General features: G+C 56.7%; 25 protein-coding genes and 3 tRNA genes. 18 read left to right on the top strand and 10 right to left on the bottom strand.

All coding sequences use genetic code 11. From position 1 onward, the window contains the following. Nucleotides 1-28 precede the first annotated feature (28 nt). From ybgF to nadA, 4 genes are all read left to right on the top strand, one after another. Complete coding sequence (gene ybgF / locus ACQUTG_RS08420; protein ID WP_428918972.1) at nucleotides 29-778, top strand: tol-pal system protein YbgF; 750 nt, start codon at nucleotides 29-31, stop codon at nucleotides 776-778. 83 nt (nucleotides 779-861) lie between these two features. Next, nucleotides 862-937: transfer RNA gene (locus tag ACQUTG_RS08415), tRNA-Lys, on the top strand. Nucleotides 938-1,004: 67 nt separating this feature from the next. After that, nucleotides 1,005-1,080 (top strand) — tRNA-Lys (locus ACQUTG_RS08410). Between the two features lie 191 nt (nucleotides 1,081-1,271). Beyond that, entirely contained in the window at nucleotides 1,272-2,333 is a 1,062-nt protein-coding gene (gene nadA / locus ACQUTG_RS08405; protein WP_428918971.1) for a quinolinate synthase NadA, read from the top strand. A 22-nt stretch (nucleotides 2,334-2,355) separates the two neighbouring features. On the opposite strand, the gene ACQUTG_RS08400 is transcribed toward nadA, so the two are convergent. Beyond that, nucleotides 2,356-3,834, bottom strand: a complete 1,479-nt coding sequence (locus ACQUTG_RS08400; protein WP_428918970.1) for a M48 family metalloprotease — start codon at nucleotides 3,832-3,834, stop codon at nucleotides 2,356-2,358. A gap of 159 nt (nucleotides 3,835-3,993) precedes the next feature. Here ACQUTG_RS08400 and ACQUTG_RS08395 point away from each other — a divergent pair, with 159 nt between their 5' ends. Together ACQUTG_RS08395 and ACQUTG_RS08390 are read left to right on the top strand one after the other, a co-directional pair. Next, a complete protein-coding gene (locus ACQUTG_RS08395; RefSeq protein ID WP_428918969.1) occupies nucleotides 3,994-4,221 on the top strand; it encodes a sulfurtransferase TusA family protein in 228 nt (75 codons plus the stop codon). Between the two features lie 16 nt (nucleotides 4,222-4,237). Next, nucleotides 4,238-5,317: an AI-2E family transporter gene (locus tag ACQUTG_RS08390; protein ID WP_428918968.1), complete on the top strand. Its 1,080-nt coding sequence runs from the start codon at nucleotides 4,238-4,240 to the stop codon at nucleotides 5,315-5,317. A gap of 7 nt (nucleotides 5,318-5,324) precedes the next feature. Here the strand turns inward: ACQUTG_RS08390 and ACQUTG_RS08385 are convergent, their stop codons facing one another. Next, nucleotides 5,325-5,792 (bottom strand): peroxiredoxin, encoded by a 468-nt coding sequence (locus ACQUTG_RS08385; RefSeq protein WP_428918967.1) that lies wholly within the window; start codon nucleotides 5,790-5,792, stop codon nucleotides 5,325-5,327. Nucleotides 5,793-5,866: 74 nt separating this feature from the next. Here ACQUTG_RS08385 and dapA point away from each other — a divergent pair, with 74 nt between their 5' ends. From dapA to ACQUTG_RS08340, 9 genes are all read left to right on the top strand, one after another. Next, complete coding sequence (gene dapA / locus ACQUTG_RS08380; protein WP_428918966.1) at nucleotides 5,867-6,745, top strand: 4-hydroxy-tetrahydrodipicolinate synthase; 879 nt, start codon at nucleotides 5,867-5,869, stop codon at nucleotides 6,743-6,745. A 35-nt stretch (nucleotides 6,746-6,780) separates the two neighbouring features. Continuing rightward, a complete protein-coding gene (bamC, locus tag ACQUTG_RS08375; protein ID WP_428918965.1) occupies nucleotides 6,781-7,878 on the top strand; it encodes an outer membrane protein assembly factor BamC in 1,098 nt (365 codons plus the stop codon). A 40-nt stretch (nucleotides 7,879-7,918) separates the two neighbouring features. Continuing rightward, on the top strand, nucleotides 7,919-8,632 hold the full coding sequence (purC, locus tag ACQUTG_RS08370) for a phosphoribosylaminoimidazolesuccinocarboxamide synthase (protein ID WP_428918964.1): 714 nt from the start codon (nucleotides 7,919-7,921) through the stop codon (nucleotides 8,630-8,632). 37 nt (nucleotides 8,633-8,669) lie between these two features. Further along, nucleotides 8,670-9,407: a TIGR04219 family outer membrane beta-barrel protein gene (locus ACQUTG_RS08365; protein ID WP_428918963.1), complete on the top strand. Its 738-nt coding sequence runs from the start codon at nucleotides 8,670-8,672 to the stop codon at nucleotides 9,405-9,407. Between the two features lie 138 nt (nucleotides 9,408-9,545). After that, the gene (locus tag ACQUTG_RS08360) at nucleotides 9,546-10,553 is read left to right on the top strand and encodes an NAD-dependent epimerase (protein ID WP_428918962.1); all 1,008 of its coding nucleotides are present in this window, start codon (nucleotides 9,546-9,548) and stop codon (nucleotides 10,551-10,553) included. A gap of 421 nt (nucleotides 10,554-10,974) precedes the next feature. After that, entirely contained in the window at nucleotides 10,975-11,949 is a 975-nt protein-coding gene (locus ACQUTG_RS08355; protein ID WP_428918961.1) for a TRAP transporter substrate-binding protein, read from the top strand. A 40-nt stretch (nucleotides 11,950-11,989) separates the two neighbouring features. Then, entirely contained in the window at nucleotides 11,990-12,529 is a 540-nt protein-coding gene (locus ACQUTG_RS08350) for a TRAP transporter small permease (RefSeq protein ID WP_428918960.1), read from the top strand. A gap of 4 nt (nucleotides 12,530-12,533) precedes the next feature. After that, on the top strand, nucleotides 12,534-13,838 hold the full coding sequence (locus ACQUTG_RS08345; RefSeq protein ID WP_428918959.1) for a TRAP transporter large permease: 1,305 nt from the start codon (nucleotides 12,534-12,536) through the stop codon (nucleotides 13,836-13,838). Nucleotides 13,839-13,910: 72 nt separating this feature from the next. Next, nucleotides 13,911-14,474: a winged helix DNA-binding protein gene (locus ACQUTG_RS08340; protein WP_428918958.1), complete on the top strand. Its 564-nt coding sequence runs from the start codon at nucleotides 13,911-13,913 to the stop codon at nucleotides 14,472-14,474. On the opposite strand, the gene ACQUTG_RS08335 is transcribed toward ACQUTG_RS08340, so the two are convergent. The 7 genes from ACQUTG_RS08335 to ACQUTG_RS08305 all read right to left on the bottom strand — a co-directional run bounded on the left by ACQUTG_RS08335 (nucleotide 14,466) and on the right by ACQUTG_RS08305 (nucleotide 19,185). After that, nucleotides 14,466-15,275, bottom strand: a complete 810-nt coding sequence (locus ACQUTG_RS08335) for an RluA family pseudouridine synthase (RefSeq protein ID WP_428918957.1) — start codon at nucleotides 15,273-15,275, stop codon at nucleotides 14,466-14,468. The two genes, ACQUTG_RS08340 and ACQUTG_RS08335, sit on opposite strands and share 9 nt — an antisense overlap. A gap of 236 nt (nucleotides 15,276-15,511) precedes the next feature. Further along, entirely contained in the window at nucleotides 15,512-15,742 is a 231-nt protein-coding gene (locus tag ACQUTG_RS08330; RefSeq protein ID WP_428918956.1) for a hypothetical protein, read from the bottom strand. 159 nt (nucleotides 15,743-15,901) lie between these two features. Beyond that, entirely contained in the window at nucleotides 15,902-16,702 is an 801-nt protein-coding gene (locus ACQUTG_RS08325) for a hypothetical protein (RefSeq protein WP_428918955.1), read from the bottom strand. Nucleotides 16,703-16,723: 21 nt separating this feature from the next. After that, nucleotides 16,724-16,915, bottom strand: coding sequence for a hypothetical protein (locus ACQUTG_RS08320; RefSeq protein WP_428918954.1), 192 nt, complete (start codon nucleotides 16,913-16,915; stop codon nucleotides 16,724-16,726). Nucleotides 16,916-17,169: 254 nt separating this feature from the next. Further along, nucleotides 17,170-17,246 (bottom strand) — tRNA-Val (locus ACQUTG_RS08315). 55 nt (nucleotides 17,247-17,301) lie between these two features. Beyond that, nucleotides 17,302-18,264, bottom strand: coding sequence for a DMT family transporter (locus ACQUTG_RS08310; protein WP_428918953.1), 963 nt, complete (start codon nucleotides 18,262-18,264; stop codon nucleotides 17,302-17,304). A 192-nt stretch (nucleotides 18,265-18,456) separates the two neighbouring features. After that, a complete protein-coding gene (locus ACQUTG_RS08305) occupies nucleotides 18,457-19,185 on the bottom strand; it encodes a hypothetical protein (protein WP_428918952.1) in 729 nt (242 codons plus the stop codon). Nucleotides 19,186-19,338: 153 nt separating this feature from the next. Between ACQUTG_RS08305 and ACQUTG_RS08300 the strand changes: the two genes are divergently transcribed. After that, nucleotides 19,339-19,755 carry an XRE family transcriptional regulator gene (locus ACQUTG_RS08300; protein ID WP_428918951.1) on the top strand — a complete coding sequence of 139 codons (417 nt, stop codon included), beginning with the start codon at nucleotides 19,339-19,341 and terminating at the stop codon, nucleotides 19,753-19,755. Nucleotides 19,756-19,770: 15 nt separating this feature from the next. Here the strand turns inward: ACQUTG_RS08300 and galU are convergent, their stop codons facing one another. Beyond that, entirely contained in the window at nucleotides 19,771-20,607 is an 837-nt protein-coding gene (galU, locus tag ACQUTG_RS08295; RefSeq protein ID WP_428918950.1) for a UTP--glucose-1-phosphate uridylyltransferase GalU, read from the bottom strand. A gap of 283 nt (nucleotides 20,608-20,890) precedes the next feature. Between galU and ACQUTG_RS08290 the strand changes: the two genes are divergently transcribed. Further along, nucleotides 20,891-22,042: a ShlB/FhaC/HecB family hemolysin secretion/activation protein gene (locus ACQUTG_RS08290; protein ID WP_428918949.1), complete on the top strand. Its 1,152-nt coding sequence runs from the start codon at nucleotides 20,891-20,893 to the stop codon at nucleotides 22,040-22,042. Nucleotides 22,043-22,149: 107 nt separating this feature from the next. Continuing rightward, nucleotides 22,150-23,697, top strand: coding sequence for a glucan biosynthesis protein G (locus ACQUTG_RS08285; RefSeq protein ID WP_428918948.1), 1,548 nt, complete (start codon nucleotides 22,150-22,152; stop codon nucleotides 23,695-23,697). The last annotated feature ends 10 nt before the right edge of the window (nucleotides 23,698-23,707 follow it).

The raw sequence follows: 23,707 nt of genomic DNA, 5'->3' as shown, positions 1-23,707 counted from the left end.
ACCGCTAACTGACAGATCGGGTGTATCCATGAGAAAACGGCTCGTGGCGTTACTGCTGGTTCCACTTGCGCTTGCGCAGGTGGGGCCGGTTCAGGCGCAATCTTCCGCACCGGCCCAGAGAAGCTCCTCTGGCAACCAGGCAACCTCAGAATTGTTCTATATGATTCAGCAGCTCCAGCAGGAGGTACGCAGGTTGCAGGGGCAGGTGGAAGAGCAGCAGCACATGATCACCCGGTTGCAGGAGCAGGGCCGCGATCGCTACATCGATCTGGACCAGCGCATCCTCGATCTGTCCGAGAAGATGGCGAGCCAGCCGGAACCGGCGCCGGCTTCGTCGTCTGCTCCCGCTGATGGCGGCGGACAGGCGGTGGAAACCCGCGAATATCGCCAGCCCGGGGATGAGGAGCGCAAGGCCTATAACGAGATCCAGGACCTGATCCGGAACCAGAAAGACTACGACCAGGCCATTACCCGGTTGTACGAGTTCATCGACAAATACCCCGAAGGGGACCTGACGGTGAACGCGTACTACTGGCTGGGTGAGGTCTACCTGGTCAAGCCGCAGCTGGAGCAGGCAAAACAGGCCTTCACTATTGTGGCGACCCGTTTTCCGGACCATCGCAAGGCCCCGGATGCGGTTTACAAGCTGGGTGTGGCCCTGGATCGTCTGGGCGAAACTGACGAGGCTCGGCGGCGCATGCAGAGCGTCGTTGATGATTATCCGAATAGCGGTGCGGCGGAGCTTGCCAAGAAGTTTCTTTCCTCTGCAAACGGTTAATCCGGCTCAGGAAAAAAATCGGGGATTACTCCAAAAAAAGGGTTGATCACCGGAAAAATATCAGTACTATATGCGCCTCGTTTGGGTCGTTAGCTCAGTTGGTAGAGCAGTTGGCTTTTAACCAATTGGTCGAAGGTTCGAATCCTTCACGACCCACCAAATTCCGGGTACTGTTCGTTTGAGCTCGAGCGGTATCGATCAGGTAAATTGTCTGATCACCAGTCAAGGGTCGTTAGCTCAGTTGGTAGAGCAGTTGGCTTTTAACCAATTGGTCGAAGGTTCGAATCCTTCACGACCCACCAAATAACAGGATCTCCCGGGATCCTGGGAAAAAAGAGCCTTAGGGCTCTTTTTTTTTGCCTGTAAGATCCCAGTTATAGTCCGAGAGTGGTCAATGTTTGTTTTCAGGTGTGTGACGCTGGCGTTGCAGGCCCATGAAAACAGTGGCCGAGGTGATATACTTCGGTGGTTAACGCAACACAGAGACGCAGGAATGACACGAGCAGAAGACCGTATCCTTGTTCAGGAGCACCTGGCCCACGAAGCGGAGCCCAAGCCTTTGAGTGAGAGTGAGAAAGCGGAACTCGAGGCCCGAATCAAGGCGGAACTCAAGGCCAGGGACGCAGTGCTCGTTGCTCATTACTACACTGATCCGGATATCCAGCGCCTGGCGGAAGAAACCGGGGGCTGTGTGGCGGATTCCCTGGAGATGGCCCGTTTTGGCAATCAGCATCCGGCGTCCACGGTAGTTGTGGCGGGTGTCCGGTTCATGGGTGAGACCGCCAAGATCCTCAATCCCGAGAAAACAGTCCTGATGCCGACCCTGGAAGCGACCTGCTCCCTGGATGTCGGCTGCCCGGCCGACGAATTTGCCGAGTTCTGTGATCAGCACCCGGACCGGACAGTGGTGGTGTATGCGAATACCTCGGCAGCCGTGAAGGCGAGGGCGGACTGGGTAGTGACCTCGAGTTGCGCCCAGGCCATTGTCGAGGACCTGGATGCCCGGGGCGAGAAGATCCTCTGGGCTCCGGACAAGCACCTGGGGCACTACGTCCAGAAGACCACCGGGGCAGACATGCTGCTCTGGGACGGCTCATGCATCGTCCACGAAGAATTCAAGTACCGTGGGCTTGAGGATCTCAAGGCTCTGTACCCGGACGCTGCCGTGCTGGTGCATCCGGAGTCGCCGGACGCAGTGGTGGAAATGGCCGATGTGGTGGGCTCCACCTCCCAGCTGATCCACGCGGTTCAGACACTGCCCAATCAGGAGTTCATTGTTGCCACGGACAACGGCATCTTCTACAAGATGCAGCAGCTGGCCCCTAACAAGACGCTCATCGAGGCGCCCACTGCCGGTAACGGTGCTACCTGCCGAAGCTGTGCCCATTGCCCCTGGATGGCGATGAATGGCCTTGAGAACCTGTTGCACGTGCTGCAGACCGGCAGTCAGGAAGTGCTGGTGGATCCGGAATTGCGGGAAAGGGCGCTGAAGCCGCTGGGCCGCATGCTGGAGTTCACCGCCAACATGAATCTCAAGGCTGCAGGCAACGCCTGATTTGTGGGAGCCCGGTGCCCGGTCAGCTGTTGCGCTGAACCTGCAGCTGCCGGGTAATTTCCGCCAGTCTTTCCGTGACCGCCTGGCGCTGGGGCGAACCGGCCGGCAGTTTTTCCTGCGCCTGGCGCAGCTGGCGCTGGGCTGACTCCAGATCTCCCATCAGGGCATCATATTCGGCCCGGGCACGGTGCACGCCAACGATATTGCGTGCCATTCCTTCCGCTTCCGCCAGCCGCGACCAGAGGTGTTCCTGCTCCGGCATCTGGCGAGTGAGTTCCCTCAGAAGGTCTGCCGCCGCAGCTCCGTTTCCCGCTGTAATTTCGGTCTGCGCAAGGGTGTAGGTAATCGGGTAGTTGCCCGGATTTCGGGCCAGGGCCTCTGTAAGCAAGGTTCGGGCTTCCCCGGTCTTGTTCAGGGCGTTGAGAACCTCGGCGAGGGTGACCTGCAGGGTGATCCGGCCCGGATTCTGCCCGAGCAGGTCCCGGAGTTCCTGCTCTGCCTTGTCCAGCTGGTTGTTGGCCTGGTAAGCAACAGCAAGTCCGTACCGGATGGCATGATTCCTCTTTGCGTCCGGGCGTTCGAGGTAAGATTCAAAGGTATCCACCGCCACATCCGGTGATGGGGAGTAATGTACCTGAAGGCGGCTGCGCATCAGGTGGTATTCCTGGCCGTCCTTTATATCCAGGTGCGGATACTGCTCAGCCCGGTTGCGGGTATCGGCTACCCGGCTCTGGGTCAGGGGGTGGGTGGACAGGTACTCAGGAACCTGGTTTCCCTGTAGCCGGTTCTCTCGCATCATGATCTCGAACATTTCCGGCATGCCGCGGGGATCCATGCCGGCACTGGCTAGGATGTCCATGCCGACCCGGTCGGCTTCCTGTTCATGGGATCGGCTGTATGCCAGCATGTTCTGTACTGACAGCGCCTGGGTGCCGGCAATGGCGGCCAGGCCGATGTCGGACTGGGTCACTGCTGACAAAACAATGCCGGCAATCATCCCCGCGAGGGTGAGCGGTGCGCTGGTTTCCTGCTGTTCGACGCGGCGGGCAAAATGGCGTTGGCTCAGATGCGCCAGCTCGTGTGCGAGTACCGAGGCAAACTGCTGCTCCGTGGTCGCGTTAAGAAACAGTCCGCCGTTAACGCCGACAATGCCTCCGGGAACCGCAAAGGCGTTGAGCTGTGGGCTGTCGATCAGCGCAAGGGTGAGATCGCGGTTCTGCAACGGCGCAGAGGGCACCAGTCGATAGATGATGGCGCTGAGGTAGTCGTACACCAGCGGATCGGTGATGCGGGGTGCCGACCGCCGGATCGAGACCATGACCTGGCGGCCGATCTCGGATTCCTGCTGGCCGGAAATCAATCCGCCACCGGTACCTCCGATACTCGGCAGAGATGTTTCCTGGGCGGAGGCAGGGGAGGCTGTCAGCAACGCCGCCAGTGTGAAGACTGCTGCTTTCAGGATCCCCCGGGTGGAGGTTTTTCGGCCATGATCGGGTTTCATGTACTGCAACTTGCCTCTGGTTCGGACTGCCGCTTGGACAGTGTCTTGCCATGAAAAGTTCTGAATATGAGATTACCAGCTATTGAGATGCAATACCCGGCATCTCGCGGCATAATGCCGCGTTGTCAATTCCACTGATTGTGATGGTGCGTCTACATTATGGCTGACCGTACACTGGATGCTTCCGGGCTGCGCTGTCCGATGCCTCTGCTGAAAACCAAGCTGGAGCTCAACGGGATGTCGCCCGGTGAGGAGCTGGAGGTTATTGCTACCGATTCCGGCTCGGCCCGGGACATTCCGGCATTCCTCGCTTTGTCGAACCACACACTGGTCAATTCCACCGAGGCCAATGGCGAATACCGGTTTGTGATAAAGTGCGGCGGTTAACCTATCGGAGACGTTGATGGTCAGGATTTTACGCGGTCTTGCGCACAAATACTTTTCAGATGAAGAAGCTGTCATCCTCTCGCTCATCCTGGTGGCGGGAACGGTGTTTATCATCTGGTTCGGTGCCATGTTGGCGCCAGCCATCGCTTCCCTGATCGTTGCCTTCATCCTCCAGGGCCTGGTGACCAAGCTCAACAAGCTGGGAATACCGGAATTTGTTGCCATCATCGGGGTTTTCCTGGTGTTTCTGGGTGTTCTGGTGGGCTTCCTGTTCGGTCTCCTGCCGCTGGTCTGGACCCAGGTCACCAACCTGGCCGGCGAGGCGCCGCGCATTATCCGGGAAATGCAGTCCTACCTTGAACTGCTGCCCGATCAGTATCCGCAGCTGATTTCCGCGGAAGCCGTGAACACGGTGTACCAACAGGTTTCCACGGAAGTGGGCCAGTTGACCCAGTGGCTGGTTTCCTTCTCCCTTTCCAGTATTCCGGATCTGGTGGCCCTGCTGATCTATATGGTCCTGGTGCCCATTCTTGTGTTCTTCTTCCTGAAGGACAAGGAAGTGCTGCTCGGAGCCGTCGCCCGTCTGCTGCCTCCACAGCGCCCGCTGATGCTGAAGATCTGGCGTGAGGTCAATCTGCAGTGCGCCAACTACGTCCGGGGCAAGGCGGTGGAGATTCTCATCGTGGGCGGGGCAACGTATATTGCCTTCAAGCTGCTGGGCATGCCTTATGCCGCGCTGTTGTCATTGCTGGTGGGCCTGAGTGTGGTGATTCCCTACATCGGCGCCGCAGTGGTGACCATCCCGGTCGCCATGATCGGGCTGTTTGCTTTTGGCTGGGGCACCCATTTTATCTGGGTAATGGTGGTGTACGGTGTCATTCAGGCGCTGGACGGTAACGTGCTGGTGCCGCTGCTGTTCTCCGAGGTCAATAACCTGCACCCGGTGGCCATTATCGTTGCGGTACTGTTCTTTGGCGGTATCTGGGGGCTGTGGGGTGTGTTCTTCGCCATCCCGCTGGCGACCTTGCTTAAAGCGGTGTTTGCGGCCTGGCCGGTGAAGGACATGACGTCCCCACCGACCGATGAACCGGCCTGAGATCCTGTCAGAGATCCTTGGCCGCCTCAAGTACTTCGTCGGCGTGACCCTTGACCTTGACGCCGCGCCACGCTTTCCGGAGCACGCCTTCCTTGTCGATCAGGAAGGTGCTGCGTTCGATGCCGAGATGCTCTTTGCCGTACAGTTTCTTCAGCTTGATAACATCAAACAGCTTGCACAGGGTTTCGTCCTTGTCTGAGATCAGGTGAAACGGGAACTCGTGTTTGCTCCGGAAATTTTCATGAGCCTTGAGGCCGTCCCGGGACACACCGAATATCTCGGTGTCCAGTTCCACAAACTGTTTCATCCGGTCCCGGAAATCCTGGCCCTCGGTTGTGCAACCGGGGGTGTTGTCCTTGGGGTAAAAATAGATAACAACATTCTGGCCGCGAAGATCAGAGAGCCGGATCGTTTGATCACCGGTCGCGGGCGCTTCAAAATCGGGGACGGGCTTGTTCAATTCGACAGATGACATGACATCTCCTTTAATTCCCTTGTGTCAGTTCGAGCCCAACATTACCATATCGGTTTTATTCGGACGGAGCTTTTATGATTACGGGTAGCCTTGTCGCAATGGTCACGCCCATGCATCCAAACGGTGATATCCACTGGGAGGAGCTGGACAAGCTGGTGGACTTCCACATTGAAAACGGCACGCACGGCATCGTCGCCGTGGGCACCACCGGTGAATCCGCAACCCTGGACCCGGAAGAGCACTGCCAGACCATTGGCCGGATCATAAAACGCGTCGACGGACGGATTCCTGTCATCGCCGGCACTGGCGGTAACAGCACCCGTGAAGCCATCGAGCTGACCACCGAAGCCCATAAGCTCGGAGCGGATGCCTGCCTGCTGGTGGTTCCGTACTATAACAAGCCGACCCAGGAAGGCCTGTACCAGCATTTCAAGGCGATTGCCGAGGCGGTGCCGGGCATGAACCAGATGCTGTACAACGTTCCCGGCCGGACAGCCTGCGACATGCTCAACGAGACTGTCCTGCGCCTGGCGGATATTCCGAATATCGTGGCTATCAAGGATGCTACCGGAAACATTCCCCGTGGCGCCGAATTGATCAAGGCGCTCGACGGCCGTCTTGCGGTCTATTCCGGTGACGATGCTACCGCAGCCGAGCTGATGCTGGCTGGCGGCAAGGGCAATGTCTCGGTTACCGCCAACGTGGCACCAAAATCCATGGCGCAGCTGTGCGAGGCAGCTATTGCCGGTAACCGGGAAGAAACCGAACGGTTGAACGAGCTGTTGATGCCGCTGAACCGCAAGTTGTTCCTGGAAGCCAACCCGATTCCGGTAAAATGGGCACTGCATCGCATGGGGATGATCAGCGAGGGCATCCGTCTGCCGCTGACACCATTGAGCGAGAAGTTCCACGCGGAAGTGGAAGAAGCCCTGAAAGCCTCAGGCGTGCTCTGAGCTTGCTGAAATCGTCCCTGAACCGGAGTAACCCGATGCAGGTTCTTTCAGGAACCCGTTCCCCCCGTTTTTACAGATCGATCCTTGCTGCGTCCGGGCTGTTGCTGCTGGCAACAGCCTCCGGCTGCAGCCTGCTGGAAGACCGTTCCGAGCGGTATGTCAATGCCAAAGAAGGCACTCCGCTGGAGCTCCCTGAAAGCGCGGATGAATCCCGCTTCAGCCAGGTCATGCCGATCCGCGAGATCAATACCGCCGAGTCCGGGAAGATGTATCCGTCCGATATTCCCCGGCCGCCGGACATGACCTCCGAGATCCTCCAGGAAAACTACGTGATCGAGGAGCTCGATGGCCGCATCTGGCTGTTGGTGAATGACGTTCCCGGTCGGCTCTGGCCACAGGCTACCGCTTACATGAATGAGCGGGGTCTGGGTGTCGCCTACGACAGCCCCCAGTTGGGCCTGATGCAGAGTGAGCTGGCCAACTTCAGCAAGCAGGCGCGGCAGCTGGTAGGCCTGACCAACCAGGCATCGACTGACGAACCGATGACCATCGTCCAGATGCGCATGGCCCCGGGTATCCGCCGCAAGACGACTGAAATCCAGGTGCGCCGCGTAGAGCGCTCTGACCGGCCGGGAGAACTGCTGCCCTGGCAGGACGTTGCCAATCCCCCGGCTGAGGCCGTGGCCCTGCAAAAGGAACTGCTTGCCGATCTCGGGGAGTTCCTGAAAGCCAGGGAAGAGAGCAAATCCTTCTCCAGGGCGGCGTCGGGCATGACCAGTGAACCGTTGGTGAATCTGCAATCCGAGAACGAGCAAGCCTTCGCCATCCGGATGGACCTGGATTATGGTCGCTCCTGGGCAGAAGCCAATCGCGCCCTGGAAGAAGCCGAAATCCCGGTTATCGACCTGAACCGCAGTGCAGGCTGGCTCTATGTCGACTTCCGCACAGAGGATGAGAAAGAATCGGGCTGGTTTGACTGGTTCAGCGACAAGGAAAAGCCAAGGCATACCCATACCGTCACCCTGGAAGAGCGCGACGGCTCGGTGTTTATTGAAGCAGAGCGGCTTGAGAGCTATGACGGCGAGCACACGACATCCGATCTGCTCAACCGACTCTTTGAATACCTTTACTGATTGAAAGGGGGTGCCCGGCGCATCCGCTTCGGAGATTTCAATGGAAAAGCGCGAAGAACTCTACGCAGGCAAGGCCAAATCCGTATACCGCACCGATGATCCGGAGCGTTTCGTGATGGTCTTCCGTGACGACACCTCAGCGTTTGATGGCCAGAAAAAAGAGCAGCTCAATCGCAAGGGCATGGTGAACAACAAGTTCAATGCCTTCATCATGGAGAAGCTGGAAGCGGCGGGTATCCCCACCCATTTCGAGGGACTGCTCTCGGACACCGAATCCCTGGTCAAGAAACTGGACATGATTCCGGTGGAGTGTGTGGTCCGCAACATCTCTGCGGGTAGCCTGTGCCGCAGGCTGGGTGTGGAAGAGGGCCAGGAGCTGAACCCGCCCACCTTCGAGCTGTTCCTGAAGAATGACGAGCTGCACGATCCCATGGTCAACGAATCCCTCGCCGAGAGCTTTGGCTGGGCGACTGCTGGCGAGCTCGCGCGCATGAAGGAACTGACCTACAAGGTCAATGACGTGCTCAAAAAGTTGTTCGATGACGCCGGCATGCTGCTCGTGGATTACAAGCTGGAATTCGGCCGTAGCGGCGATGAGATCGTCCTCGGCGACGAATTCAGCCCTGACGGCTGCCGCATCTGGGACAAGGAAACCCGCAAGAAGATGGACAAGGACCGGTTCCGCCAGGGGCTCGGGGATGTCATCGAGACCTACGAAGAAGTCGGTCGCCGTCTCGGCATCCAGTTCGACTGAAACGCAATCAATACAATAACCATCAGAAGGGTATCTTATGCGTAAACTGATCCTTGCAGTAGGTGGCACCGTGGCGCTTGCCACGCCTCTGGCCAACGCAGATGTTGTCGGCGTTGGTGCCAATGTCAGCTACTGGGACTCCGACCTCTCCGGTAAGGTGGTCAACAAGGGTTCTGCCGTTGATATCGAGAACGATCTGAATCTCGACAGCGACAGCAACGCGAACTTTACCGCCTACTTCGAGCATCCGGTGCCGGTACTGCCGAACGTGCGGGTGAACTACACCACCATTTCCCAGAACGGCAGTGGTCAGCTCGGGCTGGAGGATTTTGACCAGATTTCGGCAGGTACCGAAGTCGATTCCGAGCTGGACCTGGATCAGCTGGACGCCACCTTCTATTACGAAGTCCTGGACAACTGGGTCAATCTGGATCTGGGCCTGACCGCGCGCAAGCTGGACGGTGAGCTCGTCGTTCGTGACAAGGCGGGCCTTTTCCCCGTCAGTAAAACCACTGTGGAAGGCGTGATCCCCATGGGCTACGCCGCTGCACGTTTCGATCTGCCGCTTACCGGCGTTTCCGTAGGTGGTGAGGGTAACCTGATCAGCTTCGACGGCGACTCCCTTCACGACTTCAATGTCTACGGTCAGTACGAACTGTCACTGCTGCAGCTGCGTGCCGGCTACCGTCAGATGTCCATCGACTACGAAGATGACGATGACAAGATGGATGTTGAGCTGTCCGGTCCTTTTGCCAGTGTCGGTCTGACGCTCTGATCGATTACCGGTTGAATAGCTGAAAAAGAGCGCTGCGGCGCTCTTTTTTTGTGGCCAACACTTTCTGTGGTGTTGCCGGAACGGCCGATTCGGTAAACTTGGCAGCTCAGGACACGAACGTTTTATGGAGACTAGACCTTGAAAATTCTCGTTACGGGAACCGCCGGATTCATCGGCTCACACCTGGCGCACCGCCTGCTGGATCGTGGTGATGAGGTGATCGGCGTCGATAACGTCAATGATTACTACGATGTGAACCTGAAGGAAGCGCGTCTGGAGCGGCTGACTTGCAAGCCCGGCTTCACCGAGATCCGTAAGGACGTTGCCGATCGCGCCGCCATGGAAGCCCTGTTCCGCGAGCACAAGCCCGAACGAGTGGTGCACCTGGCGGCCCAGGCCGGGGTTCGTTACTCCATCGAGAACCCCCACGCCTACGTGGACGCCAACCTGGTTGGCTTCATGAATATTCTCGAGGGCTGTCGACATAACGATGTAAGGCACCTGGTCTATGCCTCCAGTAGCTCGGTATACGGGGCCAACGAGACCATGCCGTTTTCGGTGCATGACAACGTCGATCACCCCCTGAGCCTGTATGCCGCCTCCAAGAAGGCCAACGAACTGATGGCCCATACCTACAGCCATCTGTACAACCTGCCCACCACCGGACTGCGGTTCTTCACCGTGTATGGTCCCTGGGGCCGCCCGGATATGGCGCTATTCATCTTCACCAAAAAGATTCTCGCCGGCGAGCCGATCGACGTGTTCAACCATGGCCACCACCGCCGGGACTTCACCTACATCGATGACATCGTCGAGGGCGTGATCCGCACCCTGGATCACGTCGCCGAGCCCAACGCGGACTGGAGCGGCGAACGTCCGGATCCTGGTACCAGCAAGGCGCCTTACCGACTCTACAATATCGGCAGCAACAATCCGGTGGAACTGTCCCGCTTCATCGAAATCATCGAAGAACGCATCGGCAAGAAGGCGGAGAAGAACCTGCTGCCCTTGCAGCCGGGTGATGTGCCCGCCACCTACGCCAATGTCGATGACCTCATCGAGGATGTAGGTTACAAGCCTTCGACCACCGTGGAGGAGGGCATTGCCAACTTCGTTGACTGGTACCGGGATTTTTACAAGGTCTGATTTCAGACCGCTCTTTCCGTTCCAAAGGACTCAGAGGTTCCTGGAGAAGAATTCCAGGAACCTTTTCCCATCTGTCTCCTCCTTCTGAAGCCTGGTCGCCAGGCACCTGAATGACTTCCCGCCACCTTGTTCGGAATAAATCGGAATTTCTACGATACGACTTTCAGAGCTTTCTATTTTGCCGTCCGGCAGCTGTATTAATAAAGATCACGACACGTAAAATATCCACAAAATGTAGATGAAATGTCCGTAAAACACGCATCGTTTTACGGCAAAAACTTTGACAGTGGTGTGGTCGGGAACTAAGTTGGCTGAATAAGGCACAGGCTCATGTGCCAGATTCTGCGATGCGTGTCCTTTGCGTTTTAACAACAACAATCATGAGTTGCCCGAGTGTGATCGGGCCAAGAGGAGACCAAAGATGAAGATAAAAGCGAAACACCTTGCCGCAGTCGTGCTGACTGCTGCTATCGGAACCGCACAGGCTGAAACAAACTGGGATATGCCAACGCCGTATGGCGATTCCAATTTCCATACTGTCAATATTCGCGAGTTTGCAGAGGATGTGCGTGAAGCCACCGATGGTGAGCTGAACATCACTGTTCACAGCGGTGGTTCTCTCATCAAACACCCCGAAATCAAGAATTCCGTTCGCCGTGGCCTCGTTCCCATTGGTGAACTGATCATGTCCCGCCTGGCGAACGAAGATCCATTGTTCGAGGCAGATTCCGTTCCCTATCTGGCGAGTGACTACGATGAAGCGTGGGAGCTGTGGCAGGCCTCCAAAGATATGCTGGCAGAGCGTCTGGAAAGCCAGCGACTGACACTGCTGTTCGCGGTGCCCTGGCCGCCCCAGGGTATTTACACCAAATTCGCGGTGGAAACCGGTGAAGAGCTCCAGGGTGTGAAAATGCGCGCCTACAACAAATCGAGTGAGCGCCTGGCCGAACTGTTCGGTGCTGTTCCGACCCAGGTTGAGGTTCCGGATATTCCGACCGCTTTCGGAACCGGGCGCGTGGACGCGATGATCACATCGCCATCAACCGGTGCCAACACCCGGGCCTGGGATTACCTGAGTCACTTCAATCACGCCCAGCTGTGGTTGCCCAAGAACATGGTGATCATCAATACCCGGACTTTTGAGGGTCTCCCGGAGTCCATGCAAGAAGCCATCAAGACCGCCGCAGCTGAAGCGGAAAAGCGGGGCTGGGAGGCCAGCAAGGCTGAAACCGCTGCCAAGATCAAAATCATGGAAGACAACGGCATTGTGGTTTCCGAGCCGAGTGAGGCACTGGTCGAGCGGCTGCAGGAAGTTGGCGCCACCATGGAGCAGGAATGGCTGGAACGTGCAGGCGAGGATGGCAAAGCCCTCATCGAAGCCTATCGTGCCCGCTAGTTTCCGATACACCTGAAAAGAACGATCCGGGAGCATTTACATGCGCAGGTTTCTGGATTCCCTGTACCGCCTTGGCGGATACATCTCGGCCCTGCAGCTCTTTGTCATCATGGTGATGGTGGTGCTGCAGGTGTCGGGTCGAATTCTCGACAAGGCCCTGCTGACCCTGGGGATGAAATCCCTGGGTCTGCAGGTTCCCGGATTGGCGGAACTGGCGGGTTTTCTGTTGCTCGGGGCCACTTTTACCGGTCTGGCCTACACACTGACGGTGGGTGGCCACATCCGGGTGGACCTTTTGCACAGAGCCCTGCCGGAGAGTGTCCAGCGAGCGCTGGACATCCTGGTGACGGTGATCGCTGCGGCGATCACCGGCTATGGTGTCTGGTTCAGCGTATTGCTGGCCTATGACAGCTATGACTTCGGGGATTTGTCTATCGGTATGGTGCCGGTGCCGCTCTGGATTCCCCAAACCGTTATGGTTGTCGGGCTGGTCTGGCTGTTGATTGCCTTGCTCGATGCACTGATCGGACTGATCACCGGCCGTATTACCCGCATCAAAGACGAAGCCCCGCAGGAGTGACACCATGGACATGATCTGGATGAGCCTGGTACTCCTGACAGGGCTCCTGATTGTGCTCGGCGCCGGGCTGTGGGTTGCTTTTGCCCTCACAGCCACCGGCCTTGCTGCCATGCATTTTTTCAGCAACACCCCGGTGGGTTATAGTCTGGCAACTTCGTTCTATGGTGCCAGCGCCTCGTGGGAGCTGGCTGCTCTGCCGATGTTTATCTGGATGGGCGAGGTACTGTTCCGTTCCCGCCTCTCCGAAGAAATGTTCAGCGGTATCGCCCCTTGGGTCGGTCGGATCCCCGGGCGGCTGCTACACACCAATATTATTGGCTGTGGTATTTTCGCCGCCATTTCCGGCTCGTCGGCAGCGACAGCGGCAACGATCGGGAAGATGTCAGTGCCGGAGCTTACCCAGCGTGGCTATGATCGTAAGCAGATTCTGGGCACCCTGGCCGGATCTGCAACCCTGGGACTGTTGATTCCCCCGTCGATCATCCTGATTGTTTACGGCGTCGCTACCGAACAGTCCATTGCCCGGTTATTCGTGGCGGGTATTCTTCCCGGTGTGCTGCTGATGGTTCTGTTTGCCGGCTACGTTGGCATCTGGTCCAAGCTGAACCCCTCTGGCGTGCCCGCTGAAGAGGAGGAGGCTTTGCCGCTGGCGGAGAAGGTCAGGCGTAGCAAGCCTTTGATCCCGGTTGTTTTGCTGATCGTTGGTGTTATCGGCTCTATCTATGCCGGGCTGGCATCACCAACGGAATCAGCTGCGGTGGGCGTGGCATTGGCACACCTGCTGTCGTGGCGTGGCGGCTCCCTGAGCCGCGAAACATTCAGCCAGGCTCTGATGGGGACGGTAAAAACGTCTACCATGATCGCGTTCATTCTTGTCGGCGCCCATTTTCTGACCGTGTCCATGGGCTTCACGGGTATTCCCAGGAATCTGGCGGCCTGGATCAATACCCTGGAACTGTCTCCCTATCTGCTGCTCCTCGCATTGACGGTGTTCTTTATCCTATTGGGCTGCTTTCTGGATGGTATTTCGGTTGTGGTGCTGACCACCTCCGTCATCCTGCCTATGGTTCAGGCCGCGGGGATCGATCCGCTGTGGTTCGGGATTTACCTGGTGATCGTGGTGGAAATGAGCCAGATTACGCCGCCTGTGGGATTCAATCTTTTTGTTATTCAGGGGCTTACCGGTGAAAACATCATTCGGGTGGCGCTGGCTGCATTACCATATTTCTTGCTATTGCTGGCAGGGGTACTGCTGATCACGATCTTCCCGGACATCGTTACCTACCTACCCAGTCAAATGGGGAATTGATAGACTCACGGCCTGCTCCGAGTGGCGGGGCAGGCTATTTGTGGTATCGAACAGGATAGTCGTGGTGGGCCTATGAAAAAAAGCGCAGACAAGGAATTGACCGAACAGGGCAGGGAAGAGCAGCCAGGCGCAAGAAGCGTAGGGCCGATTGTGTCCTCGGCACACCTGTCAGGCCGTGCAGCCGAACTGTCGGAACTTGAATTCGGGCTGATTGTTGCGGGAAATGCCTTCAACCGATGGATGGTGCGCTGCATGAATGCAGCGGGTCTTCCTGATATGAGCCCCCTTGATATTCTCGTGTTGCACAGCGTGAATCATCGGGGCCGGTCAAAAAAATCCGCGGATATCTGCCTGGTGCTCAATGTTGAGGATACCCACACCGTCACCTACGCACTGAAGAAGCTCCTGAAGCATGAGGTGGTGGTATCGGAGCGCCGTGGCAAGGAAACGTTCTATTCAATCACCGAAAAGGGTGAGACGATCTGCCAGGCTTACGCCGAGATTCGGGAAAACTGCCTGGTGGATTCGCTACGAACACTTGGCTTTTCCAATACTGACCTTGGTTCCATTGCCAGCTTCCTCCGGGGCATCTCGGGGCTTTATGACCAGGCCGCACGGTCGGCCGCATCACTGTAGGCGATGTCCGTCGGGAAGGCGGAATGAGACCCGGCGTCGGAATATGGGGCAGTCAAATTCCAGAAGCCAGGCAAGCAGCTGCAGGGGAACTGGCGCGGCTTTACCATAAAGCCGATCACCCAGGATAGGGTGGCCAATACCGGCCAGATGGCGGCGGATCTGATGTTTACGGCCGGTTTCGATCCGGACCCGGAGCAGCGTGGTCTGCTGTTGGTCATCCAGTGCCAGGGTGGTGATGTGACTGACAGCGGCTTTCCCTTCCACGGGTGCGTCAACGATTCGATCATTGGCCTCCAGCAATCCGGATACCCGTGCCTGGTACACCTTGCTAACTGATCTTCCCGAGAATAACTGCGATAGCGCTCCCGCGGCCTTGGCGTCATGGGCGATCAGCATCAATCCCGCGGCGCCGGCATCCAGGCGGTGAATCAGAAAACAGGGCTTTTTCAGAGAAACCTCCGCCCATCGCAAGAGGCTGCAATGGTCTCCCCACTGGGAGCCCTGGGCCAGCATGCTGTTGGGCTTGAACCATACCGAGTAACGTCCGAAGTCCTCCAGAAGCGCCGCTGGTTCTGGCTTTCGCGCCAGCACGGCGTCGTCGTAGAATAGTTGCAGGCGGGTGCCTGCCTTCACCTCCCGCTTGGCTTTGCGAAGCCGAACCTGTTTACCCTTCACTGTCCACCAGCAGGCACCTTTCGCCATGGCGTCCTTGATGCGTTGTTTGGGTAAACCAGAGGCCTCCGCAAGCGCATCGACGGCGGTCTGGTCCTGGTCAAGGGTAAGGTCGATGGTGGTTCGCATGATATAAGGTAGAGCTCTGAATGGGGCGGATAACTCACGGCGTTATACTGGAAACTTTATACCATCCCCGAGAAAACTCCGCGAGAGTTTGAGCGTACTTTCTACAAATCAACTCAACAAATAGGTAACCAGGGATCGTGCGAAGGCCGAAGGATTCGATCTGAGCGAGTTGATTCTGGTGGAGCAGGGGCGGCATGCTCCGGGCCAGAAGTAAAAGCCTCATGGCTGCCTGGTGATTAAAACAGGACTTCCGCCCGAGCAAATCCCAACGCATCCAGTTCGGCGACGGCAGTGTCCAGAGACGCGTAACTACGCACCTCGTCATCGTCAGAAATCAGGAAAAAGCTTTGCCCGCCGAGTATTTTTATGAGCACAACCCACTCGGTTGCATCCGAGGGCGATCGGACGACCTTGACGGAGTCAACCTGGCTTTTTTCCCGCAGGACTTTAATCTCGTGTTTTTTCATCAGCTACAGAATGAGGTGGTCTCGAGCGCAAGGCAAGAACGGATAAGATAAAGCCTCGCTGCAAAATCACGCCAGTATAAGCTAAACGAGTAATGTGCTGCGAGTGAATAACTTTCCCTTTTTCTTCGTGTGGCAGGCACGTGCTTCCTCAGAGGCTCTTTAAGTCTTCAGTGTCGTTCGTCCCGGGTTTCTTCCTATGTGAACTCTGGTGGGTGCTGGCTTTTTGGGTTGAAGTTTCTCGAACGCCTCCCAGTTGAACTCCCCCGCTGAGAGGATTGCGTCCTGGCGCACAATGAGCTCTACGGACTCATTGGCATCCTCGTAATACGTAGTGATGGTTATTTTGAGTGTTTTCTTGTCCCGGTAGCCGCTCATCATTGGCACCAGAGTCACTTCTTGGTACGCACCGCCATTCTGGGACGGTTCTGCACAGGCTGCGACGTAACCCACGTACACCTTTCGATCGTTCATGGACAGCATTACAGCTCTTCTCGAATGCATGGCCTTGAACAGTAGATAGTCCATTGGGGAATCGGCGAGGAGCTTGCCGGTGACGGGCACCTTGATGTTCAAGGTGCCGTGCCAGAGCGCCTGCCATAGGTACGCCCTGATCCTTAGCAGATCACCGGCAAACCAAGTGGCGACGCTCAGCAGTATGAACCACGACCAATTCATGGCAACTTCGGTCGAAGCCACCCCCATCAAGACAATGGACTTGCCGATATAATCAGCAAGTGATAGTGGAAGGTGCCAACCCCAAAGACTTATGGCGTCCGGCAGGAACTCATGTAGGCAATAGACGACCAGGCCGGCCAGCGCGAAGCATTTCAGGCCCATCGTGGCACTGGATAGGTACAACCGTTGGCCCTGGTGGCGGGCGTTAGCGAGGCTTATTACGGGATGGATCAGGCTGGCGCGGTAGCCAGCCACGAGAACCGGAAAGATGAGAAGAAAAAGCACCCGGCCCTCCCTGGACGTGGATCAATTCGCGGCTTCTGCAAACTCTCTCATTTTTGCCGAGAATTCCTTGTATTCATCGGACTCCCGAATCTTCTTCGGGTCCAGGCGCACCGTACCGTCACCAACCACATGCATATCAGGGTTGGGGTACTCTTTAAGCATCTGGTGAAGTTTACGGTCTTCTTCACTGAAGAAAATACTTAACAGAGACATGCCGTCTCCTATTCGCTGTAATTTGATCGTATTACAGCATATTTTCCTGCGTTTTGCATAAACGGATCACGCTTGGCTGTGTGCCAGCGCATACAATCCCATATACCTGTCAGCGGCGTTTTTTGCGGCTCATCTTGCGAGCGGTTTGTTCTGTTCTTAAGGTCACGTATTGGTGACACTTGGGTGTTTCATAAGACCAGACACAAAAAAAGCCACTCCGCTTTCGCGCTAAGTGACTCTTCTTGTTGCAGGATTGGTAGGACCACCCAGATTCGAACTGGGGACCTCTACCATGTCAAGGTAGCGCTCTAACCAACTGAGCTATGGTCCTGTGTCCTGCAACGGGGACGTAAGATACGGATTTTGAGGGTGGTGGTCAACCACTTTTATGCGGATTTTTCTCCGGATCGGCGCTGGCGCATCCAGTCCTTCAAGGCCCGGCTCAGGGCGTTCCAGCGGTTGACGATCAGGGCGGCGAAAATCAGCCCGCAGCCGGCCAATTGCAGGGGCTCCATGGTCTCGCCAAACCAGCCGGCGGCAAACAGGGCTACCCATACGGGCTCCAGCACCAGAATCACCACACCATGGCTGTGGGCCGACATACTCTGGGCAAAGGTTTGTACCAGGAAACGGCCAGCGGTACCGATGATGGCGCTAGCCAGCACCCACCAGATCAGCAGCGGAGCCGGCTCGGAAAGGGTGGGATGCCATGGTTCCATTAACGCAGACTCAACCAGGGTCACCACACCCACGGTTAGCAGCGCCAGAGCGGTCAGGGGCAGGGCCGGAACCCGGAGCTTTTCCACGGTTTCGCCCCGACGATTGATTACGGTTCGCTGATTGGCCGCCCGGGTGTTCAGTGTGAAGTACAGGGCGAAAATGGTGGCTGCAACCACGAAAAACAGTTGCCCCGCCTCGGGCCGGAAACCGTTCTTCAGGGACAGCAGGGCCAGACCGGCCACGGCAATCGGAATGGCAAGCCAGGTGCTGGCAGGCTGGGTCTCCCGGAAGACCAGCCGGGCAATGATCGGCACGATGACCACCCCGAGACTGGTCAGGAAGGCGCCTTCGCCCATGCTTTCGATATTGACCAGGCCCATGATCCAGAAACTCATGGCGATACCGAAGACCAGGCCCACCCCCACGGCCCGCCGGATCTGGTCGCCATTCAGTGCCAGTATCGCCTTGTGGGCGAAGATGGCGAGAAAAATTCCGGCAATCAGGAAACGCGCCGACATGAACATCAGCGGTGGCATCAACAGGATGGCTTCTTTCGAGAATATCCAGCTGACGGCGGCGAGCAGGGTGACAACCACCAGCAGCAGGTCTGATTTATGGGCGTCGGTCATTGGGTACCCGGTTTGTTCAACGAGGAAAAACGGCCCAATGTATAGTTTGCAAACTAAAAAAGGAAGTGGCGTTTAGTCGAGGGCGGGTTGGCTCGTCCCTGAGCCGGATGGTTAAGCATGAATTCATTCGGAGCATCTGCTGTTCTGGAGCGGGGCATGTCGTAGATCTGGCTCGTGATGTACGTCTGATTTCTACGAATAGGATGTTTTGATGCTGTGTTTTTGGCAATCCTTCATAATTCCGCGAGTACTTGCGGCTACATCGTTAGCCATAAAGAGTTTTTTTCTCTCATTTTCGAGAAAATCGGAGTCAAAGTTTTTGGTAAGGTGAATTGATGCGTAGTCATGTCCGTCAAAGGATTCGTTACTGAAATACCAGCGACCTTCATAACCGCTTTCATTCAGAAAACGAGAGAATGCCCATTTAAGCATTGCTGCGATATCGTCTTTGTGCTCTTCGCTCTCGGCCGGTATGTAGTAGCTGACAACCACCTCTCCAACATTAACTTGCAATCGTATAGTCAAAGATTGACCGCAAGGCCTTGTGATTTTGTAGTAGGAGTCTATTTGCCCGGGAAAGTGGCTTACTTGAATCTTGGTGGGACTTTTCTTGTAGGCCTCAGTTGTGTCTTTAGGTCGATGTCGCTTAAATTCCCAGCCTCTAAAATTTTCAATCGGAGAATCAATGAGTAAGCAGGCTCTGGGAAACGTTTCGCAAAAAAGCCGTTCAGATCGTTTGCACAGGTCATTCGTGTTTACGTCTCGTTCAGAAAAGAAAACGACAATAGCGATTACGATGCCCGAGGCTGCGACCTGACCCAAAGACATGGCAATCAGTATCCAGTCTTGGTGGTCATCCTTTCCAATGAAGTAGACAGAGACGGTAGCAGATGACGCGAGCGCAAACGTCAGTACGCCCAAGGAAATTACCTTCACCCATTTGGGAGCATAAATAAAATTCCGACTTTCCATTTTTTTGCTTTCAACCTTTTGGTAAGTTTTAGTGGTTTGGAAACAAAGTACTTGATACTGTGAAAAAAATTAAGTGTGTGCGCTGGCAATGTGGGGGATGATGTGCGGTACCTTCAATCGTTCAACCGTCGGCTGCGACAGCTCCGGGAGCAGGGCCGGCTGTCCTGCTGGGATGTGGCCGAAATGTGTGGTGTGGACGAGGCGAGGGTAATCAGCTGGGAAGCCACGGATGCCCGCCAGCGAGGTTACCCGGGCGTGGTCGAGTTGTTGGACCTGTGCCTTAAGACCGAGACACCGCTGGAGCACTTGCTGGATCTGGAAGTCCAGGGCGAGGGTGGCCAGCTGGAATTGCCTGGCCTGGCATTCAGTAACAGTGATGATCTTTCGGTGGCGTTGAAGGAGCTGGAGCAGGAACTCGAGCGCATCCAGCTGACGGACGAGGAAAGCGAGCTGCTGCGCCGGTTCCGCAGGACTTCCACGGAAAACCGGCGCATGGTGTTTCAGCTGCTGGGACGTTGAGGTCCCGAATCCGCCTTATTTTTTCTTCTTGTAGATGTTCTCGTAGACGTAGTTGGTGGCTTCGACGAACCCGTCGATGCTGCCGCAGTCAAAGCGCCGGCCCTTGAACTGATAGGCGAGAACACAACCGTTCTTTGCCTGCTCGAGCAGGGCATCGGTAATCTGCACTTCGCCATTCTTGCCCGCCGGAGTGCGTTCAAGGATGTCGAAGATATCCGGTGTCAGGATGTAGCGACCGATAATGGCGAGGTTGCTCGGAGCATCCTCGGGGGCCGGTTTCTCTACCATATCGGTAATCCGGAACAGTCCGTCCTTCATGGATTCGCCGGCAATCACCCCGTACTTGTGAGTTTCGTCCTCGGGCACTTCCTCGATTGCCACAATAGAGCAGCGGAACTGGTTGTACAGTTTCACCATCTGCTCGAGCACGCCTTCGCCGTCTTCCGGACCCAGGCAGAAATCATCCGCCAGGACCACAGCAAAGGGATTATCCCCCACCAGGTTGCGACCGGTCAGGATGGCGTGGCCCAGTCCCTTCATCTCGTTCTGACGGGTAAAGGCAAAGCTGTTGTGATCAATCAGATTCCTGATTGAGGTCAGCAGATCCTCCTTGCCCGATCCCGCGATCTGGTGCTCCAGCTCGTAGCTGATGTCGAAATGGTCCTCGATGGCGCGCTTGCCCCGGCCGGTGACGAACCCGAATTCGTGGATTCCTGCGGCTGCGGCTTCCTCAACCCCGTATTGCACCAGCGGCTTGTTGACCACCGGGAGAATCTCCTTGGGCATGGCCTTGGTGGCCGGCAGGAATCGGGTGCCGTAGCCGGCAACGGGGAACAGGCATTTCTTGATCATTCCAGTCATCCTTAAGAGTTGGGGTGATCCAGTACAAACACAAAGTGTGCCGAGTTTAACCCAATTCAGGGGGCAAAATGCAGATATAGAAACAATGAATATGAAAATCCGTAGGTTACCGTTGAGTAACCAAGCTGATTGTTAACATGATGTGTGAGGTTTTGTTTATATCGCTCTGATTGCCGGATTAAATTTGTAAAGATTGGCAACATCGGCTGTAAGAAAGTCCGTCTCTCTTATATAACGTAACGGTAATTTTTCGGGTTATCGGAGAGGGCCGGGTTTGCGAGCGCTGAATATTGCTGCACTGTTTTTGTGCGCGTTTTTGCCCACCATTGCGCTGGCGGCCCAGGATCGAGGCATGGCTGGCGCCTGGATGTTTCAGGCCGCGAGCATGCTCGACTCCGTGACAGACTATCTCTCCAACCGGATCGAGGTGTCCGGCAACTCCAGCCAGAACAGCGACCGTTCCGCGGGCCATCTCGCACTGTCAGGCAATGGCATTATCTGGTCCCGGCATGAGTTGGGCCTTCGGTTCCGGGATACCGCCTCCCGCAAGGAAGGGGATGGCGAGCAGTCCTTTGCCCTGCGTTATGCCATGCCCCTGATCGGAAACCACCTGGAGCTGGAGGTCGAGGAAAGCGAGTTTCGGGGCGTGGTGAAAGAGCCGGAACAGCAACGAGATACCAGTGGTAACCGGAGTTTTTACCGGTTAACGGCGACCCGGTCACTGGGATCTTTCCTCGGTCTGGATATGCACCAGGTTATACGCCATACCGCCAGCACCCGGAGTGTCTATGAGGAATCCGAGTGGGTGCGTGATTCCTCGCACCAGTTATCCAGTATCGGCCTGAAATACTCCAGTGCGGGAGAACTGATCGGCGGCCTCCGGGCCTCGACACACATGACCGCTGTCGGCGGGATGGAATACCACAGCACGGAATATGTTGATGGTGAAACGGAGGACCGGGCGCAGTTTCATCGCATCGAGTTAGCAGCTCTGTTGCAGAGGCAGGTGCTGAACTGGGACCTGGATCTGGGCGGGCGGTATCAGTTCGCACCGGAGGACCTTCCCGGATCCGAACGGATTACCGTCGGCGGGTCGGCCCTGATCTCCGGCTTCAATGGTCAGTCAGTCTCGAGCACCGAGGGAGGATGGCTCCGGCTCAACGCAGCGAGCCCGTCCTGGCAGGTGCCTTTCGCTTCGCGCTTCCAGTCTTCCCTGTCCCTGTCGGTGATGCGCGGTTGGGCGCCTGATGGAACGGATAACGACCAGAGACTCACGGCGGTCAGCGCCGGTGAAATTTCCTTCAACATCAATTCAGACAGGTTCCGGGCCAATATGACCGTTGGCCGGCTGCTCGATTCCGGCCGGTCCGATGTGGTCGTGCCTTCAACCCCGGATGTTGCGCTGTCCCTGCATATGGGCATCTGAAGCTCCTTAATCAAAGGCTCCTTAAACAGCCGTTACGAAGATGTCACTTGTGGCCGTTTGTGCCACAAGTGTTACATTCAAGAGACGGAAAACAGGGAGTTTTCAGAATGGTCCGCAACCCGAACCTCAAGTTCGCATTCACCGCTTTCGTACTGTTTGCCCTCTCGGGGCCGGCCGGCGCATTCGGGTTTGATGATGTAACCGCAAAGGCAAAGGAGCTGGCGGGCAAGGAATACCAGGCCCCTGAGCCTGTGCCCGACTTCCTGCAAAATCTCGGCTATGAGCAATACCAGTCCATCCGGTTCAGGCCCGAAGCCAGTCTATGGCGCGGTGGGCGTTCGCAGTTCCGGGTGATGATGATGCCCACCGGTAGCTTCTACCGGCACCCGGTGGCCCTGAATGTGATTGATCGTGAAGGTGTTCATCCTCTCGGCTTTGATAAAACCCTGTTCGATTTTCCGTCAACGGAACTGGCCAAGCGGGTACCGGCCGATCTTGGCTATGCGGGTTTCAAGCTGACTTATCCGCTCACTGGTGCGGAAGTCCAGAACCAGTTCCTGGTTTTCGGTGGGGCCAGTTATTTTCGTGGTGTGGGAGCGGGGCAGAGTTTTGGTCTGTCGGCTCGTGGCATCGCGATCGATACCGGGTTGGCCTCGGGTGAGGAATTCCCCGTTTTCCGGGAGTTCTGGCTGAAGCGACCCAAAGCCGGCAGCGAGTCCATGGTGGTCTACGGGCTGCTTGATGGCCCCAGCCTCTCCGGCGCCTACCGCTTCGAAATTCATCCCGGGGAGGTGCTGAAGCTTGATGTCAGCTCCCGGTTGTTTTTCAGAGCGGAAGTTGACCAGCTGGGTCTGGCACCGCTTACCTCCATGTTCTACTACGGTGAAAACACGTTGCGCCCGAGGGGGCAATGGCGGCCCCAGGTTCACGATTCCGACGGGCTGCTCATCCATGACCAGGACTCTGAAGAGTGGCTGTGGCGCCCCGTGCTGAATCCGGCAGAACTGGAACTGGGGTTTCACCAGGTCCGGAATCTCGGTGGCTTTGGCCTGATCCAGCGTGACCGGGAGTTCTCACGGTTCGAGGACAGCGAGGCCAGGTATGATCTCAGGCCCAGTGCGTGGATCGAGCCGGGAGAAGACTGGGGTAATGGTGAGGTGGTGTTGGTGGAAATTCCAACCGACTCCGAGGTGAATGACAACATTGTTGCCTTCTGGAAACCCCGCCAGCAGGTTGCTGCAGGAGACAGCCGGTACCTGACCTACTCATTGACGTTCGGGCCACCAGACATCACCGGGAACCCGCTGGGGCAGGCTGTCAGGACTTTTGTCGGCGACGGTGGGCAGCCAGGCGGGGGCGAGGTTGAAGGAGCCTACCGCTTCATTGTCGATTTCCAGGGCGGGGCCATGGATCAGCTGGATCGTGATGCAGCCGTAGTGAGTGAAGTCAGTGTCAGTGGCAAGGGCGAGATCATCGAGCATTTTGCCGAATACATCGAAGCCAGACATGGCTGGCGACTGTCGGTGCTGGCCAGGCCGGAAGAAGGGAAGCGCCTGGCGTTGCGAGGCTCCCTTTCGGCGGACGGAAAACCCGTCAGTGAAACCTGGACCTATCAGCTCGGCCCTGCTACCGGGCTGAGAAAGCAGCTGCAGTAACTATCTTCAG

The organism is Marinobacter sp. DUT-1, from assembly GCF_050379415.1.
Lineage (GTDB): Bacteria > Pseudomonadota > Gammaproteobacteria > Pseudomonadales > Oleiphilaceae > Marinobacter.
Note: the sequence above shows the minus strand (reverse complement) of the source record. Positions and strands in the feature narration are given on the sequence as shown.

Bases quoted from the DNA above. Each gene is read 5' to 3' on its own strand.
- ACQUTG_RS08310 (WP_428918953.1), bottom strand. From the start codon at position 18,264: ATGACCGACGCCCATAAATCAGACCTGCTGCTGGTGGTTGTCACCCTG.
- ACQUTG_RS08385 (WP_428918967.1), bottom strand. From the start codon at position 5,792: ATGTCATCTGTCGAATTGAACAAGCCCGTCCCCGATTTTGAAGCGCCC.
- ACQUTG_RS08355 (WP_428918961.1), top strand. From the start codon at position 10,975: ATGAAGATAAAAGCGAAACACCTTGCCGCAGTCGTGCTGACTGCTGCT.
- ACQUTG_RS08365 (WP_428918963.1), top strand. From the start codon at position 8,670: ATGCGTAAACTGATCCTTGCAGTAGGTGGCACCGTGGCGCTTGCCACG.
- ACQUTG_RS08285 (WP_428918948.1), top strand. From the start codon at position 22,150: ATGGTCCGCAACCCGAACCTCAAGTTCGCATTCACCGCTTTCGTACTG.
- ACQUTG_RS08400 (WP_428918970.1), bottom strand. From the start codon at position 3,834: ATGAAACCCGATCATGGCCGAAAAACCTCCACCCGGGGGATCCTGAAA.
- ACQUTG_RS08350 (WP_428918960.1), top strand. From the start codon at position 11,990: ATGCGCAGGTTTCTGGATTCCCTGTACCGCCTTGGCGGATACATCTCG.
- dapA (WP_428918966.1), top strand. From the start codon at position 5,867: ATGATTACGGGTAGCCTTGTCGCAATGGTCACGCCCATGCATCCAAAC.
- ACQUTG_RS08335 (WP_428918957.1), bottom strand. From the start codon at position 15,275: ATGCGAACCACCATCGACCTTACCCTTGACCAGGACCAGACCGCCGTC.
- nadA (WP_428918971.1), top strand. From the start codon at position 1,272: ATGACACGAGCAGAAGACCGTATCCTTGTTCAGGAGCACCTGGCCCAC.
- ACQUTG_RS08345 (WP_428918959.1), top strand. From the start codon at position 12,534: ATGGACATGATCTGGATGAGCCTGGTACTCCTGACAGGGCTCCTGATT.
- ACQUTG_RS08395 (WP_428918969.1), top strand. From the start codon at position 3,994: ATGGCTGACCGTACACTGGATGCTTCCGGGCTGCGCTGTCCGATGCCT.
- bamC (WP_428918965.1), top strand. From the start codon at position 6,781: ATGCAGGTTCTTTCAGGAACCCGTTCCCCCCGTTTTTACAGATCGATC.
- ACQUTG_RS08330 (WP_428918956.1), bottom strand. From the start codon at position 15,742: ATGAAAAAACACGAGATTAAAGTCCTGCGGGAAAAAAGCCAGGTTGAC.
- ACQUTG_RS08340 (WP_428918958.1), top strand. From the start codon at position 13,911: ATGAAAAAAAGCGCAGACAAGGAATTGACCGAACAGGGCAGGGAAGAG.
- galU (WP_428918950.1), bottom strand. From the start codon at position 20,607: ATGATCAAGAAATGCCTGTTCCCCGTTGCCGGCTACGGCACCCGATTC.
- purC (WP_428918964.1), top strand. From the start codon at position 7,919: ATGGAAAAGCGCGAAGAACTCTACGCAGGCAAGGCCAAATCCGTATAC.
- ybgF (WP_428918972.1), top strand. From the start codon at position 29: ATGAGAAAACGGCTCGTGGCGTTACTGCTGGTTCCACTTGCGCTTGCG.
- ACQUTG_RS08390 (WP_428918968.1), top strand. From the start codon at position 4,238: ATGGTCAGGATTTTACGCGGTCTTGCGCACAAATACTTTTCAGATGAA.
- ACQUTG_RS08320 (WP_428918954.1), bottom strand. From the start codon at position 16,915: ATGTCTCTGTTAAGTATTTTCTTCAGTGAAGAAGACCGTAAACTTCAC.